The following is a 15,237-nucleotide window of genomic DNA, read 5'->3' on the forward strand; positions in this document are numbered from 1 at the left end:
ACGATGAAAATTATACAAATTATTAAAGATTTTTTTAAAAGGAGCAAATATACAATGCAAGGTAGTTTAAATAGTATATTAGACCATCCGAAAATTGTTGTGTCTTCCGAAGAATACAACAGGATTCAGAACAATTTGAGATACTTTCAAAGTAAGTTTAACGATGTAACCTATCTGAATACGGACGGGGAGCAACGAACAAGGAAATTTAATCATTTACCATTAGCAAGAACAGCATGTAAGAAGATAGCAGGGTTAGTTTACAATGAACAAGCTGAAATAACAGTTGATAATGAAACAATTAATGAGTTTGTTAATGATATTTTGTTAAATGATAGATTTAATAAAAACTTTGAACGATATCTTGAAAGCTGTTTAGCATTAGGTGGGATGGCGATGAGACCATATTTTGATGGTAAAACAATTAAGGTAGCATTTGTTCAGGCGCCAGTATTTTTACCATTACAAAGCAACATGCAAGATGTAAGCAGTGCAGCAATCATAGCTAAGACTGTTAAAAGTCAAGGTAAGACAAATATTTATTACACATTAGTTGAGTTCCACGAGTGGAACGAAGAAGATTTAACAATTACAAATGAGCTTTACAAGTCAAACAATTCAAGCACAATTGGTAGTCAAGTGTTATTGAGTGAACTATATGAAGATTTAGAAGAAAGTATAGTTATTAAAGGACTAAGTAGACCGTTATTCACTTATTTAAAAACTCCTGGAATGAACAATAAAGATATTAATAGTCCATTGGGATTATCAATATTCGATAATGCGAAAACAACAATTGATTTTATTAACAGGACTTATGATGAGTTTATGTGGGAAATTAAGATGGGACAGCGTAGAGTTGCCGTTCCAGATGGTTTAACAAATATGACTTTCCAAGCTGGTAAAGATAATAAGTTCGTGACTAAACGAAGATTTGAAACAGATCAAAATGTATTCGTTCAAATAGGTGGTGGACTTGATGATAATAAAATCGTTGATTTAACTACACCTATTAGAGCTGATGATTACATTAAAGCTATTAACAAAGGATTAGCAATGTTTGAAATGCAAGTAGGAGTTAGTGGTGGAATGTTTAGTTTTGACGGAAAAACGATGAAGACAGCAACAGAAGTTGTCAGCGAAAACTCAGATACATTTCAGTTAAGAAATAGCATTGTATCGTTAGTAGAACATTCAATTAAAGAGCTTGTAGTATCTATTTGTGAATTAGGCAAGGCACACGGAATTTACAACGGTGAAATACCTAAGCTAGAAGATATTTCAGTTAATCTAGATGATGGAGTATTTACAGATAGAAATGCAGAGCTTGATTATTGGGTCAAAGCCTTAGCAAGTGGAATTGTTAGTAAGCAGTATGCTATCTCTAAAGTATTGGGCGTGACTGATGAAGAAGCAAGTAAGATGTTAAATGAGATTAACGAAGAAGTACAACCTAACCTTGATGAAGTGGACGGTGTAATCTATGGAGATAAAGAATAATGATGGTAACTATTGGATAAAATCAAAAGAAGTTGAAAACTTATATCATGAGCTGTCAATGGAAATGATGAAAAACATAGTCAGAAGATTAAAGCAACGTGGAACGGCTGATTTGATTGAAAATCCTTATGTTTGGCAGTTAGAGAAGTTAAACGACATGCATTTAATCACAGAAGAAAATGTTAAGTTAATCTCTAAATATAGTGGAGTTGCTGAAGATGTTTTTCGTGATGTAATTGCTAATGAGGGTTACAAAATATATCAAGATAGCCATCAACAATTGGCGCAGGCTTTAAAGACTAACGCACAACCTAATTATTTAGTTCAGGATAGCTTAAATTCATTAGCTAAGCAAACAATGTTTGAGGTTAACAATTTAATCAATACTACATTACCTAAGGCAATTCAGAAGAACTATAAACAGACTTTAGAAAGTGCAGTGGCAAGTGTTGTATCTGGTACTAAGTCAGATAAAAAAGCATTGTCAGAAGCTGTTTTAAAGATGTATGAAAGAGGATTTACCGCTTTTAAAGATAGAGGCGGTAAGACGTGGACTGTAGAGCGTTACGCACAAACAGTAATACGAACTACTACTTTCAGAGTATATAGAGAAATGCGTGAAAGGTCAGCTGATGAATTAGGTGTTGACACTTATTATTATAGCGCTAAGTCAAGTGCTAGAGAATTGTGTGCACCGCTTCAACATCAGATAGTAACTAAAGGAGTTGCAAGGACAATTAACGGTGAACGGGTGTTAAGTTTACCAGATTATGGATATGGAAGCCCAGGAGGTTGTTTAGGAATAAATTGCGGACACTATCTGACACCTTTTGTAGTTGGTGTTAATTACAAGCCAGAATTACCAGAATATTTGGAGAATCTAACCGAGGAACAAGCAAAACAAAACGCTTTAGATAAAGCAAGGTTGAAAGCTTTTGATCGTGAGGTTAGAATTAACAAGGATAAGCAAATACTAGCTAAAGAATTAGGAGATAAAGAACTACAAGCTAAGCTTAAACTTAAAGAAAAAACATTCAAAACTGGAAGAAAAAGTCTTATAGAAAAAAATCCAACTGTAATTGGAAAATATCCTCAAAAAGTGCTTACTAAAGGGGATGAAAAGGTGTATAATAAAGGTGTAGATATAAAAATAGACAAGTTTACAAATTGTCTTGAAGATAAGAAAACTGGCAAAGAAATAAATACTGAAATTAAACCTTATAAACCGAAATCTAAAGATTTACAAGGATGGAAATTCGACTGGACAAAGGAAACAGATTCGAATATTTCAGCTCTATATCTTGAAAATGATAAAGTAATTCAAGGTTTAATAGCGACAAGATTAGATAGCAGTTCAAATGCAGTGTATGTAAAATTAGTGGAAACAGCACCACACAATTATGGAAAAGATGGTGAATACGCTGGTGTTGGTGCACATTTATTTGCACATGCTTGTAAAGAAGCTAAAGATAATAATTTCGATGCTGTGTATTTCGATAGTAAAACTAAATTGAAGGACCATTATGCAAAAACATTAGGAGCTACTGTTCTTTTTGGAGACCGTATGATAATAGAAGATGAAGCCTTCAATTATTTAATTAAAAAATATTATAAGGAGTAACTTTTATGATTGAAGACAAATTACTATATAAGTTCGATGAACATGCAACAGATAGTAGATATACAGCATCTGAAAATCTTTATCCTGATCTTGACATGGGAAAATTAAGTGAATATATAAAAAAGAATAATTTAAGATGGAAAGACTTGACTGAAGAAAAAATAAATGAAATTTTAAGCACTTAGTAAATTTTTACTAGGTGTTTTTATTATACCCAAAATGGAATTAAACCGTTTAATTTCCATTTTCAATATAAAAATACAATTCAAAATGGAAAATTTGGTTGATTTTTCCATTTTCGTCCTGAGCATGACGTTAAAAGGCTTATTTTTTATGCCTTGCACGGTGTAATAGTGCTAAAAATTTAGTCTACAGGACGTAAAACGAAAGGAGCTTAAATTATGAGCTTAAAACGAGATATGTTAATCGAAGCAGGAGTAACAGATAAGGACGCAATCGATAAAATCATGCAAGCGTACGGTGCAGGGTTGGAGAAAGCGAAGCAACAAGTGAAGTTAGAACTAACTGCTGAGAATGACACATTAAAAGCACAACTAGAATCACAAAAAACTAAACTTGAAGATTTAACTAAAAGTAATGAAGCTAATTCAGATGTTAAACAGGCGTTAGAGAAATTACAGGAAGAATACAACCAATTCAAGGTAGATAGTGATAACAAGTTGGCACAAATCAATAAAACAAATGCTATCGCATTAGCATTAAAAGATGTTAAGGCACATGATAGCGACGTTCTAATGAAACTTATCGATGTAGATAAGGTTGAGTTAGGAGATGATGGGAAGCCTAAACTTGATGAGGTGGTTAATTCGTTAAAAGAAAGTAAGCCTTTCTTATTTGAACAAGAACAACAACCAACTACACCTCAGATTACAGTTGGTGGCAACCCTAACGGAAACGGAACAGCAGGTGTTGACCCGTTCCAAGCAATTTTAGACCAATATACACAATAAGAAAGGAATTTTAAAAATGACAACAAACAATAACAATTTACCAGTACGTCAGTACGCACCACAATATAGACAAATGCTATCAACGATTTTCAACGTTCAAAAAGCATTCGCAGGAGTATTAGCTCCAATTCAAACACTAGACGGAGTACAATTTAATTCTAAGGCTTTCTTAGTTAAAACTAACGCTACACCAGTAGTAGTTGGAACTTACAACCCAGATTCAACAAAAGTATTCGGAGCAGGTACAGGAACAGGAAGCCGTTTTGGAGAGTTAAAAGAAGTAATCTACCAAGATACAGAAGTAGGTTACGATTATACACTAGCAATTCATGAGGGAATCGACCGTTACACAGTAAATAATGACTTAAACGCAGCAGTAGCAGACCGTTTAAGATTACATTCTGAAGCACAAACTAGAGAAGTAAACAAGAGAATCGGAAAATTCTTATCAGCAAATGCTGGAGAAACAAAAGAGCTTGCTAAACTTGATGAAACTAATATTCAGAAGTTATTCAACCAAGTTAATGTTTACGTGACTAATACTGAAATTAACGCACCAATCAAATGTTATATCAGAGCTCAAGTTTATAACGCCATTATTGATATGGCTTCAACTAACAAATCAAAAGGTTCAAATATAAATATTGATACTAATGGATTAGTAAAATATAAAAACATTGAATTAATTGTAGTACCTGAACAATATTTTGAAAATAATGTTGTTGCAATCTTCTCACCAGATGGGATTGTAATTCCATTCATTGGAATTGAAACTGCTAGAACAGTAGAAGCTGAAGACTTTGACGGTGTAAAACTTCAAGCTGCTGCTAAAGGTGGTACATTCGTTCTTGACGATAACAAGAAAGCAATCATTAAAGTTACAAGCGCTACACCGTTAGCATAATAGGAGGAAATAAAGATGGTTAAATATTTAGTAAACAGAGATTTTACAGATAAAGACACTTATGAGCAAGTATCTAAAGGTACAGAACTGGATATCACAGAAAAACGTGCAGAAGAAATTATCCGTTCGTTAGGTAAGGAAGCCTTAACTAACCTAGAAGAAGTAAAAGAAGAAGTAAAAGAGGAAGTTAAGGAAGAAGCACCAGTTGTAGAAGAAAAAAAAGCTAAAGAGGTTGAATAATTCAGCCTCTTTTTAGGAGGTTAAAAATGAGTTATTTAACTTTAGAAGAATATAAAGAATTAGGTTTTGCAGAGATTGAAGAATTTTCAGAATTAAAAGTAAAGGCAGAAATGGCTGTAGATTTATATACAAATTACTTTTATCAAAATAATAATTTAGAAGATGATTTTCCACCACGTAAGAAAGCTGTGAAGCTTGCTATTGCTAATCAAATACGCTACTTAAATGAAACTGGAATACTTACTGCTGAAGATAAGCATTCATTAGGTAGTTTGAGTATTGGAAGAACTACTGTTAATTATGGCAGTAATGGAAGTAGTCCAGCTAAAATTGAAGCTAGTAAGTATAATTTAGCATTAGACACTATGAACTTACTGAAAAGCGTGGGGTTCGGATATAAAGGTGTTTGTTATGATAGATAAGCGCCTTTTGACTGATACTGTAACTGTAAGTTTGGTAGGACAAAAAGATAAATGGGGGAAGATCACTTATAAAGAACCGTTTGAAATAAAATTCGTTCGGTTTGATAGAAGTTCTTTAGATAAGACTACAAACACACAAAACTTAACAAATATCACAAGGAACAAATCGGGAACCTTATTTATTTATCCAAAATTTAATAATGTTGTTGTTGTTGATGATAGCTGGTTACAAGCTAACATTAAAGATAAGCATGGAGATTACAAGGTAATTAGTTTTGAAACTAATTATTTAGGAAATAAAGTATTTTCTTACGAGTTAACGGTGATTTAGATGTCGCTAAAAGTATCTTATGATTTATCACCTATGGAGAAGAAATTCGGACCAGGAAACATTAAAAATGCCAGAACAATGGTTGCTAATCAAGTGGTGATTGACAGTGAAAACTATGTGCCAAGTGATGGTAAAGATATTTTAAGAGGAACTGGACATGAAGATAACGGTAGCGCTGTTTGGGGAACAGTATATGCTAGAGCACAATTTTTTGGAACAAATGGAATTGTCACATTTAGAAAATATACAACTCCTGGAACTGGTAGTAAATGGACCGAAAAAGCTTCAAACAACAACATGAAGAATTGGGAAGAAGTAGCTAAGAAAGGATTAGGTATAAGATGATTAATAACATTGATTTTCAAGACGTGCTTTGTGATTATATTAATTCTTTAAATTTGCCACTTGAAGCAAGATTAGATTATTTTATTGAATCAGATGATTTAGTAGTTAATTTAATTGCTGGTGGTAAGGTAGAGCGGTTATTTATGGATGGAACACAAGAAATTAGTTTACCTTTTGAAATTGCCATAAAATGCATGGACAACCAAAAAGCTAACTCGATCTTGTGGACTATCCACACCGCACTATCTGAATTTAATTTGCAATTACCTAGTGCGAACAATACTTATCGCTTCTTAGGACTAGAGGTTGGAAAGCCTGCAGTCAATGGACGTGATGAGCAAGATTATTTTATTTATACGTTACGTATAGTAGCAAAAATTGAAATTGAAGGAGATATATTAAATGGCTAGACAAAAGAACGCATTAAGAAAACATTTTGTAGCACCTTTCAATAAAGAAAGTGCAACAACGGCACCAACAAAAGAACAGTACAAACTGTTAGCTAAATACATTAAAACAGTAAACGATGAAACAGATGAAGATACTGACGACGTAGCATGGTATGACGGGGACGGTACACCAGAGGAAACTGTAAAATCAGTTAAAGCTGGGTTCTCATTCGAGGGGAACTTCGATGTAGAAGATGACGCACAAAAACTAATCGCTGACCTTAGATATAAGGTTGGAGATGATAGAAAAGTATGGTTCAAAGTAGTGTCTTCAGATGGTAAGACAGCGTGGGAAGCAGTAGCAATCGTATCTAAGATTAAAGCTGGAGACGGTGACGCAAGTGACTTTGAAAACTTTGAATGTACGATTAAATGGACAACATTGCCAAAACAAACAGCAGTAGCATAATTTAGGAGGATTTAAGCATGGTAGTAATTAAGAAATTTGAAAATGTAATTCCAGTTGATTTTGGAGAATTTGAATTAAAGTTTGTAACTAGTGATGAAAATATTTTAAAACTAGCAAACGTAGAAGAAAAAGCAGGTAAGGTTAAAGATAAGCTTGGTGAACTAAAAGGAACAACTGAAGATATTAAATTAATCTATGATTTAGCTAAAGAATTATGGGTTGAATTATTCGATGAAGAAACTTTTGAGAAAGTTTATAATCTTTATAACAAATCATGTATGCCAACATTACTAGCAGTATTTCAAACGCTATTTGGGTTAACTCAAGAATTAGGTAGTAGTTATTCTCCAGATAAGCTGATTAAGTATCTAAATATCGACCATGCTTAATTTAGCTTATAAATTAGAAGATGAATTAATCGTTGGTAGTGAAGTTTATAAGCTTAATCTTAGCTTTGATAATGTAATTAGGTTGTTTGATATGCTTAATTCTAGTGATCTTGAAGATTATCAGAAACCACACTTTGCTTTATTAATGTTAACAGGTGAATCATTTGAGAAATACTCAATTGAGGACGTAGTTTTATTTTTAGACGAAGTAATAAAAGAGCATATCAAGAATGAGGAATTTAATTCAGTAGAATATGATTTAGCTGGAAACCCTATGCCAGTTAAGGAAATAGAAGAAGAACAGGAGCAATTATATAGTTTGAAATATGATTCAGACTATATTTTTGCTTCTTTTTTACAAGCGTATAATATTGATTTAATAGAAATGCAAGGTAAATTGCATTGGAGAAAGTTTAACGCCTTATTAAATGGACTTCCAGATAATACTAAATTTATGGAAGTTGTGAAGATTAGGTCTTACAAACCATCAAAACATGATAGTTCTGAATATAAAGAACACATGAAAAAACTACAACGTCAATATGAACTTCCTATCAATGATTAGTTTAAAAGAAAGGAGGTTAATATATGGCAGAAGGTAAAGTTAAAATAGATGTTGACTTGAACGAGAAAGGCGCCACCTCTGGTATCGGACGGTTAAAAAGTGCCTTAAACGGTCTTGAAAGTGCTGGAACTAAGGCAGGTTCAGTATTTAAAAGTGTGTTAGGAGCAAACCTAGTAAGTGCTGGTATAAGTGCAGGTATTAGTGGTATTTCTAACGGAATACGTGGGATGGTAACTGAATTAAACAGTTCAACTAAAGCGTGGAAAACTTTTGAAGGCAACATGTCAATGATTGGTAAGTCTAAGGAAGAAATCGCACAAGCTAAGGGCGTTATGCAAGATTATGCCACCAAAACTATTTATAGTGCGTCAGATATGGCACAAACCTATTCGCAGTTAGCAGCAGTAGGGATAAAAGAAACTGATAAACTTGTAACTGGTTTTGGTGGGTTAGCAGCAGCGGCAGAAAATCCTAAGCAAGCCATGAAGACTTTAAGCACCCAAGCTACTCAGATGGCGGCGAAGCCAAAAGTAGCATGGCAGGACTTTAAATTGATGATGGAGCAAACCCCAGCAGGTATGGCGGCAATTGCCAAGGAAATGGGAATGTCTCTTGAAGAACTTGTTAAAGGTGTTCAAGACGGTAAAATCAAAACAGAAGATTTCTTCAACGCTATTAAAAAGGTTGGTAATAATGCTGATTTCAGTAAAATGGCAACTGAATTTAAGACGATAGATCAAGCTATTGATGGAGCGAAAGAAAGTTTAGCAGTTAAACTTCAACCAGCTTTTGAGAAGTTTAATAAATTCGGTATTCGAGCAATAACTGGAGTTGTTGAAGCACTAGAAAAAGTTGATTTTGGAAACTTTGCTGAGAAGTTAGGAAGTTTTCTAGATGGAATCAATATCGAAGGAATCGTTAACGGGATAACAACTTCTATTAGAAATGTAGTGACAGTAGCTAAGGAATTGTGGAAAGGTTTAAATGATAGTGGAGCAGTAAGTGCCGTTATTAGTGCATTTAACAATGTTCAAAAGGCAGTAACTAACCTTGTTACAGCTTTGGCAAATAGTGGAGCAATTAGCACCTTTGCACATGCTTTAGGTTTAATTGTGAACGTAGTAGCGAAAGTAGTTAGTGGGTTTGCTAAATTAATAGCTTCACTTCCTCCTAGTGTGATTAGTGCTATTGCTTATTCATTGTTAGGTATCGTTGGTTCTCTTAAAGCCATCAAGTTGGCAACTAAAGGAATTGATTTAATTAAGGGGTTAAACCCGTTTAAATTATTCAAGAAAAACGCTACTGAATCACTAGATGAAGTAACAAAGAAAGCTAGAAGTTCTAAAAGTACTTTATCACAAATATTTGGTGGTTTTGGCAAATTGTTAGAATCAGCAGGTAAAGGGATAGCAACAAGTGCCAAGGGAATTGGTACTGGTATTAAAACAGCATTGAGCGGTGTTCCGTCCGTTCTTACTGCTTTAGGTACTGGAATTTCAACTGCTGCACAAGGTATAGGAACTGGACTTGCTATTGCTTTTAAAGGTTTAGGAAGTGCCATTGCAATGGTTCCACCTCCAACGTGGCTTGCATTGGGTGGAGCTATTCTTATGGTGTGTGCTGGACTTGCACTTTTAGGAACTCAAGGAGATGGAGTTGCTAAGGTCTTTCAAGCCTTAGGAAGTGCCGTGTCACAAGTTATTCTTGCATTAGGAACTGGCTTATCAGCCGTTTTAGTTTCGTTAGGTAGTGTTATTCAATCAGTTGGACTTGCTATTAAGTCAGTATTCGAGGGAATTGGATCTGTAATTCAATCTGTAGGTACTGCCATTAAGTCGGTACTCGAGGGATTAGGTTCAGCCTTTACTGGTTTTGGTAACGGAGTAAGACTGGCTCTTGAGGGAGTTGGTACTGTAATTACTTCGGTTGGTACTGCTATTCAATCAGCCTTGCAAGGAGTGGCGAGCATTATTGATTCAGTTGGTAATGCTATTAAGTCAGCTCTTGAGGGTGTAGGTTCCGTGATTGAATCAGTAGGTAATTCAATAAAATCAGTATTAGAGGGTGTAGGAACTGCCTTTGAGAAATTCGGTAATGCAGTTAAAACTGTGTGTGATGGAATTAAAGAAGTTATTGATTCAATCGGTAACTCAATAAGAACAGTACTTGATGGAGTAGCAAACGTAATTAAAAGCATAGGAGAATCAGCAGAAAAAGCAGGTAACGGATTCAGATTATTTGCTGAGGGTGTTAAAACTCTTGTTGATTTAAGCTTAGGAGATTTAGTTGCTACATTAACAGCAACGGCAACTGGAGTAGGTGCAATAACGGCTCACGCTGGAGAAATGACAACGGCTGGAGCTGGTATGCAAACAATGGCAAGTGGATTATCAATGTTAGGTCAAGCAGCAACTTCTGTTCAAGGAGCATTTACTGCCTTACCAACATTAATAACAAGCTTAACTACTTCATTAAATGCCTTACCACCTATCTTGATTACAACTTCAACAGCCGTTCAATTATTCAGTACTAATATAACAACTTCACTAGCTGGACTTATGACTGCCAGTGGTTCAATCAGTGCTTTCAATAGTCAAATAACAAGCATAGGAACAGCAGTAAGTTCTGTTACTGTATCGATTAGCGCATTTGGTATTGTGCTTTCAAGCTTAGCAGTAAGTTTTGGTACAACTTCAGCTTCAATTGGAGCATTAACTGGTGTAGTTAGTGGCTTAACTAGTGCATTGTCACAAGTAGGAAGTACAGCCACTAGCGTAGCAGGTCAGATTAATCAAATTGGCACTTCAATTTCATCAGTTGGAGCAACAGTATCTGGTATGGTTGCAAGCATTAGTGGAGCAATGAACGGGTTAGCTGGTGCCATTTCTTCAGCTATGAGTAGTGCCTTAGGGTCTATTCAAAGCACATGCCAACAATTTGTATCTACACTCCAACAAACAGCCTCACAAATGGCACAAGAAGGACGTAGAGCAGGTGAAGAAGCAGGAAGAAATATTGCTGATGGGTTAAGAAGTAACGAGGGTAACGTTCGTTCAGCTATGGAAAGTATCAAGAACACAGTTCAAAGCGTAGGTCAAAGTATAGTGCCAGTTGCTTATAATGTGGGAGCACAAGTAAGTAATGGAGTTGCGCAAGGTATGTATTCAGCTTTAGGTGCGGTTACTGCTGCAGCTAATGCGATTATTAATGAAGTTGATAGAGCATTAAGAGCCAAGGCACAAATTCACTCACCATCAAGACTTACACAAAAAAGAACAGGTCACCATTTAACAGGTGGTGTTGCTACTGGTATGGTTAAAAATATGCCAGCATTAAACAAAGCGTTTGATATTTATCAACGTGCAATTAATAAGTTTAAACCTAACTTTGTGCCTGAGAACATGTTAAGTTTCAAAGGTGGTCCATCATTTGCAACAGCAGGTGGAAGTAGTAACAACGTTACTAACAACAAAACAAGCAACTTTGGAGCGTTGCTACACATAGAGAATTTAAGTACAAATTCTGAAAAAGATGTTCGTAAACTATACGAACAAATAAAATTCTTAATTAAGGAGGAGAAAGACAGATTATGATAACTAAATATATCCTTTACAACCAACTAAACACAAAAGAATTAGGATTAAGATTAGTAGATGAAATAGAACTGGAATCTTCTTCTCAAACTGTAGATTTAGTTGAAATAGACGGTGTTGATGGTGCGAAAATCAAAGATAATAAACGGTTGAAAGTAGTTGAACGTACTTTCCCGTTTAAAATCTATGATGAAAAAGCTGACATTCAAAACATAATCAATAAATTAAATGATTATCTTATCAATATAAAGCCAAAATGGTATGATTTTGGCTTGAGTTGGGATAATGAATATCTTTATAAGGCGTACTTTTATGAAACGTTTAAAATTGAGGGAACATTAACAAGCAAGAAAAAATGTATCCTAAATTTTAAAGTACACCCTGTTAAATATTTAAAAACAGGACTATATAAGATAACAGTTTCTAATGGTCAAATATTAAGAAACCCAGAACGTAGAAAAGCCAACCCACTTATTAAATTAAGGGGAACAGGAGATATTAATTTGAATATTAATTCTCAAATATTTAGGTTGAAAGGAGTTAGTGGACACATTGTTATTGACTGTGAAACGCAGTCCGCTCATTGGGATAACAAAGAACCGCAGTACGATAAGGTGTTCACTTATCCATTTCCACACCTTGAAATAGGAGATAACAGAATCTCATGGGATAACAACTCATTTGTTGTTGAAATAACCCCAAGATGGGAGGCGCTAGTTTAATGGCTTATCCTATACTGTATAAAGCAAATGAAACTAATTTTGAACATTTGGGAGTATCAGTTTTATCTGATGCTTCTAAATGCCACGTTTCAAGAGAAAAAAACGGGATATACATTCTTGAATTTGATTATCCAATAAATGGAAAAGACGTAGAGAAAATTAAAGAGGGAATGTATATCAAAAGTGATGCAGGTTACAGAACTAAAAATCAAAGGTTCATAGTATCAAAGATCACAAAAACACAAAATGAATTTAAAATTTACTGCCAACATATTTCCCAAGTTAAAACTACTATGAACGCCATCAGACCAGATATAACATTAACTAGTGTTAGTGCAGTAGGTGCTTTAAGAGCGTGGCGAGATAACTTGTTAGATAGTCGTGAGGAGTTCTTCGTTCAATCTGATATAAGTACATTAAATTCTACTACATGGAAAGTTGAAAACATTGAGAACGCCCGTGACGCATTAGGAGGTAAAGCAGGTTCAATTCTTGATGTTTGGGGTGGTGAATATGAGTTCGATAACTTAAATATTACACTTCACAGAAGCATGGGAATTGATAACCCAACCATCATTGCTTATGGTAAAAACTTGTTAGACTTAGAACAAGAACAATCAATACTTGAAACTTATACTTCAGTTTTTCCTTTTAAAAAATATACTGATGATAACAACAGGGAACAATTAATAACATTACCAGAAATACTCCTTGACAGCACTCACTTAAATAAATTCACACATAGAAGAATTTTAAAAGTTGATTTTTCAAATGATGAAAACTTAAAAACAGTAGAGCAGTTAAGAAGTAAGGCGAAAAGTTACATTAAAAGTAATAATGTAGGTGTGCCAAAAACTAACTTAAAGATCAACTACCAAGACTTATCAAAAGTTGAGGGAGTATTTGATAACCCAGCACTTGAACAGATAGATTTATGCGACAGATTAAAAGTTTATTACAACGAGTTAGGGATATTAAATGAGAACGCGAAAGTAGTTAAGGTAATTTGGGATGTTATCCTTGAAGAAAATCACGAGATAGAAGTGGGAGATGGTAGAAGTAGCTTTACTGATAGCACTTCAGCTAAATTAGAATCACTACAAGTTCAAAACGATTCAGTACTTGCCAGAATAAATGCTTTAGTTGCCGAACAGGAAGCAGCTTTCGACAGATTCTTTAAAGAAAAATCAAAAGTTATTGAAGATAAGGTAAAAGGTGGATATGAAAAAGCCTTATTAAGTAGTGAAGAAAAAATCCGGAAAATGGGTGAAGCCTTTGATGAAAAAATCAATCAGTTTAGAGAGCAAGTATCAACCGCTGTAGAAAACTACAATAGGCAATTCCAAGCTACAAACTTAGAGATAAGCAAGAATAGAGTTGAAGCAACAAAGCAAATTCAAGCAGTTAATCTAGAAATAAGTAAGAGTAGAATAGAAGCAACAAAACAAATTCAAGCATTATCTGATCGAGTTAACAACATGCAGGATATTTCAAATAATGAAACAGTTGTAGAACTTAGAGGACTGGTTAACGGTGCTACTAGCAAAGTTACAGAATTGCAAGATAGCATAACAAGAGAATTTACAGCAGTTAAAAAGAAAAATGAAGATGGTTTGAGTGCTGTTAAAGCTGAATTCAAAAAAGGTGTAGATGGCTTAACAAGTAAAGTTAGTTCACTTGAAGAATACAAAAATCAAGATGGTAGTAGAACTGAAAGCTTGAAGCAATGGGTGCAACGTGATACTGCTAATCAATTAAGTAGAGAGCGAACTGAAATCAATAGAATAGTTGATGCTAAAGGTTATGTTAAAAACACAGAATTTAGTAGTAAGTTCAATGATAACGCACAAGGTATCAATAGGAAACTAGAGGCACTTGAAACGTATAAAAATCAAGATGGAGTAAGAACAGCTAACTTGCAAATTTGGACACAAAACAATACAGCTAATCAACTGACTGCTGCAAGGCGTAGTATTGAAAGTTGGGTAGATGATAAGGGGTATGCAACTACATCTGTTGTGGAAAATAAAGTTCAAGAAACAGCTAATAGTATTTCAAGAGAAATCAGTAATGTTAGAAATAGTATTCCAACAAGTGTTGGGGGTAGAAACTATATAACTGATAGTGAGAAATTGCAAAGTAAACCACATTGGGGTAGCAATAAATGGGATGAAACAGTTGATGGAGATACTATCATTTTGACAAAAAAAGGTGGTAGTGATAACACCGGTTTTTGGTTTGCTCTTACAGATCTAGTTAAAACTCGATTCCAAAATGAGATGTTAACATGGTCTATCGATGTTAAAGCTAGTAGGGATATGTCACTTAATACTGTTGGATTTGAAACTAACGGATTGAGACGTGTAGATATTTCAACGCAATGGAAACGAATATCTCATGCATTCATCAATAAGTTTACTAATTATTTTGCATTTGTATTTTACCACCCGACTACTAATTTTAATAATGGGGATAAAATATATATCCGTTTACCTAAACTTGAAATAGGAAACGTTGCAACTGACTGGACACCAGCTCCTGAAGATAACAATGCTTTTGTAAAAAATACAGAGTTTTCTAATAAGTTTACTGAAAGTGCTAGAAGTATCAACAACCAACTATCAGCGTTAGAGACCTACAAGAATCAAGACGGAGTAAGGGTTGCTAATATGCAAATTTGGGTGCAAAATAACACAGCTAATCAACTTACTGCTGAAAGAAGAAATATCGAAAAGTGGGTTAACGACAAAGGTTATGCAACAACTTCTGTTGTTGA

At 34.4% G+C, this 15,237-nt stretch carries 16 protein-coding genes; all 16 read left to right on the forward strand.

All coding sequences use genetic code 11. The features are described from left to right. Positions 1–3 precede the first annotated feature (3 nt). A complete protein-coding gene (locus tag RWQ74_RS04445) occupies positions 4–1,500 on the forward strand; it encodes a phage portal protein (RefSeq protein WP_314397087.1) in 1,497 nt (498 codons plus the stop codon). Beyond that, positions 1,484–3,121: a phage minor capsid protein gene (locus RWQ74_RS04450; protein ID WP_314397088.1), complete on the forward strand. Its 1,638-nt coding sequence runs from the start codon at positions 1,484–1,486 to the stop codon at positions 3,119–3,121. Before RWQ74_RS04445 ends, RWQ74_RS04450 begins: the two co-directional genes overlap by 17 nt. Before the next feature lie 5 nt (positions 3,122–3,126). Next, on the forward strand, positions 3,127–3,306 hold the full coding sequence (locus RWQ74_RS04455) for a hypothetical protein (RefSeq protein ID WP_314397089.1): 180 nt from the start codon (positions 3,127–3,129) through the stop codon (positions 3,304–3,306). Positions 3,307–3,522: 216 nt separating this feature from the next. After that, positions 3,523–4,092 (forward strand): phage scaffolding protein, encoded by a 570-nt coding sequence (locus RWQ74_RS04460; RefSeq protein WP_314397090.1) that lies wholly within the window; start codon positions 3,523–3,525, stop codon positions 4,090–4,092. 16 nt (positions 4,093–4,108) lie between these two features. Continuing rightward, the gene (locus RWQ74_RS04465) at positions 4,109–4,996 is read left to right on the forward strand and encodes a phage capsid protein (protein ID WP_314397091.1); all 888 of its coding nucleotides are present in this window, start codon (positions 4,109–4,111) and stop codon (positions 4,994–4,996) included. Positions 4,997–5,011: 15 nt separating this feature from the next. Beyond that, positions 5,012–5,236: a hypothetical protein gene (locus RWQ74_RS04470; protein WP_314397092.1), complete on the forward strand. Its 225-nt coding sequence runs from the start codon at positions 5,012–5,014 to the stop codon at positions 5,234–5,236. A gap of 26 nt (positions 5,237–5,262) precedes the next feature. Next, positions 5,263–5,658 (forward strand): hypothetical protein, encoded by a 396-nt coding sequence (locus RWQ74_RS04475; RefSeq protein WP_314397093.1) that lies wholly within the window; start codon positions 5,263–5,265, stop codon positions 5,656–5,658. Further along, positions 5,648–5,989: a putative minor capsid protein gene (locus RWQ74_RS04480; RefSeq protein WP_314397094.1), complete on the forward strand. Its 342-nt coding sequence runs from the start codon at positions 5,648–5,650 to the stop codon at positions 5,987–5,989. The genes RWQ74_RS04475 and RWQ74_RS04480 overlap by 11 nt, the downstream gene beginning before the upstream one ends. Continuing rightward, positions 5,990–6,334, forward strand: coding sequence for a minor capsid protein (locus RWQ74_RS04485; protein WP_314397095.1), 345 nt, complete (start codon positions 5,990–5,992; stop codon positions 6,332–6,334). Further along, entirely contained in the window at positions 6,331–6,744 is a 414-nt protein-coding gene (locus tag RWQ74_RS04490) for a minor capsid protein (RefSeq protein WP_314397096.1), read from the forward strand. Before RWQ74_RS04485 ends, RWQ74_RS04490 begins: the two co-directional genes overlap by 4 nt. Further along, positions 6,737–7,192: a phage tail tube protein gene (locus tag RWQ74_RS04495; RefSeq protein WP_271964633.1), complete on the forward strand. Its 456-nt coding sequence runs from the start codon at positions 6,737–6,739 to the stop codon at positions 7,190–7,192. The genes RWQ74_RS04490 and RWQ74_RS04495 overlap by 8 nt, the downstream gene beginning before the upstream one ends. Before the next feature lie 17 nt (positions 7,193–7,209). After that, a complete protein-coding gene (locus RWQ74_RS04500) occupies positions 7,210–7,581 on the forward strand; it encodes a hypothetical protein (protein ID WP_314397097.1) in 372 nt (123 codons plus the stop codon). Continuing rightward, complete coding sequence (locus RWQ74_RS04505) at positions 7,574–8,146, forward strand: Gp15 family bacteriophage protein (protein ID WP_314397098.1); 573 nt, start codon at positions 7,574–7,576, stop codon at positions 8,144–8,146. Before RWQ74_RS04500 ends, RWQ74_RS04505 begins: the two co-directional genes overlap by 8 nt. 23 nt (positions 8,147–8,169) lie before the next feature. Further along, the gene (locus RWQ74_RS04510) at positions 8,170–11,739 is read left to right on the forward strand and encodes a tape measure protein (protein WP_314397099.1); all 3,570 of its coding nucleotides are present in this window, start codon (positions 8,170–8,172) and stop codon (positions 11,737–11,739) included. Beyond that, positions 11,736–12,461 (forward strand): phage tail domain-containing protein, encoded by a 726-nt coding sequence (locus RWQ74_RS04515; RefSeq protein WP_314397100.1) that lies wholly within the window; start codon positions 11,736–11,738, stop codon positions 12,459–12,461. The genes RWQ74_RS04510 and RWQ74_RS04515 overlap by 4 nt, the downstream gene beginning before the upstream one ends. Beyond that, positions 12,461–15,237, forward strand: a 2,777-nt coding sequence (locus RWQ74_RS04520) for a phage tail spike protein (protein ID WP_314397101.1), incomplete at its 3' end; no start/stop codon positions are given. The genes RWQ74_RS04515 and RWQ74_RS04520, both read left to right, overlap by 1 nt.

It is taken from the genome of uncultured Gemella sp. (genome assembly GCF_963525165.1).
In the GTDB taxonomy this organism is placed as follows: Bacteria; Bacillota; Bacilli; order Staphylococcales; family Gemellaceae; genus Gemella.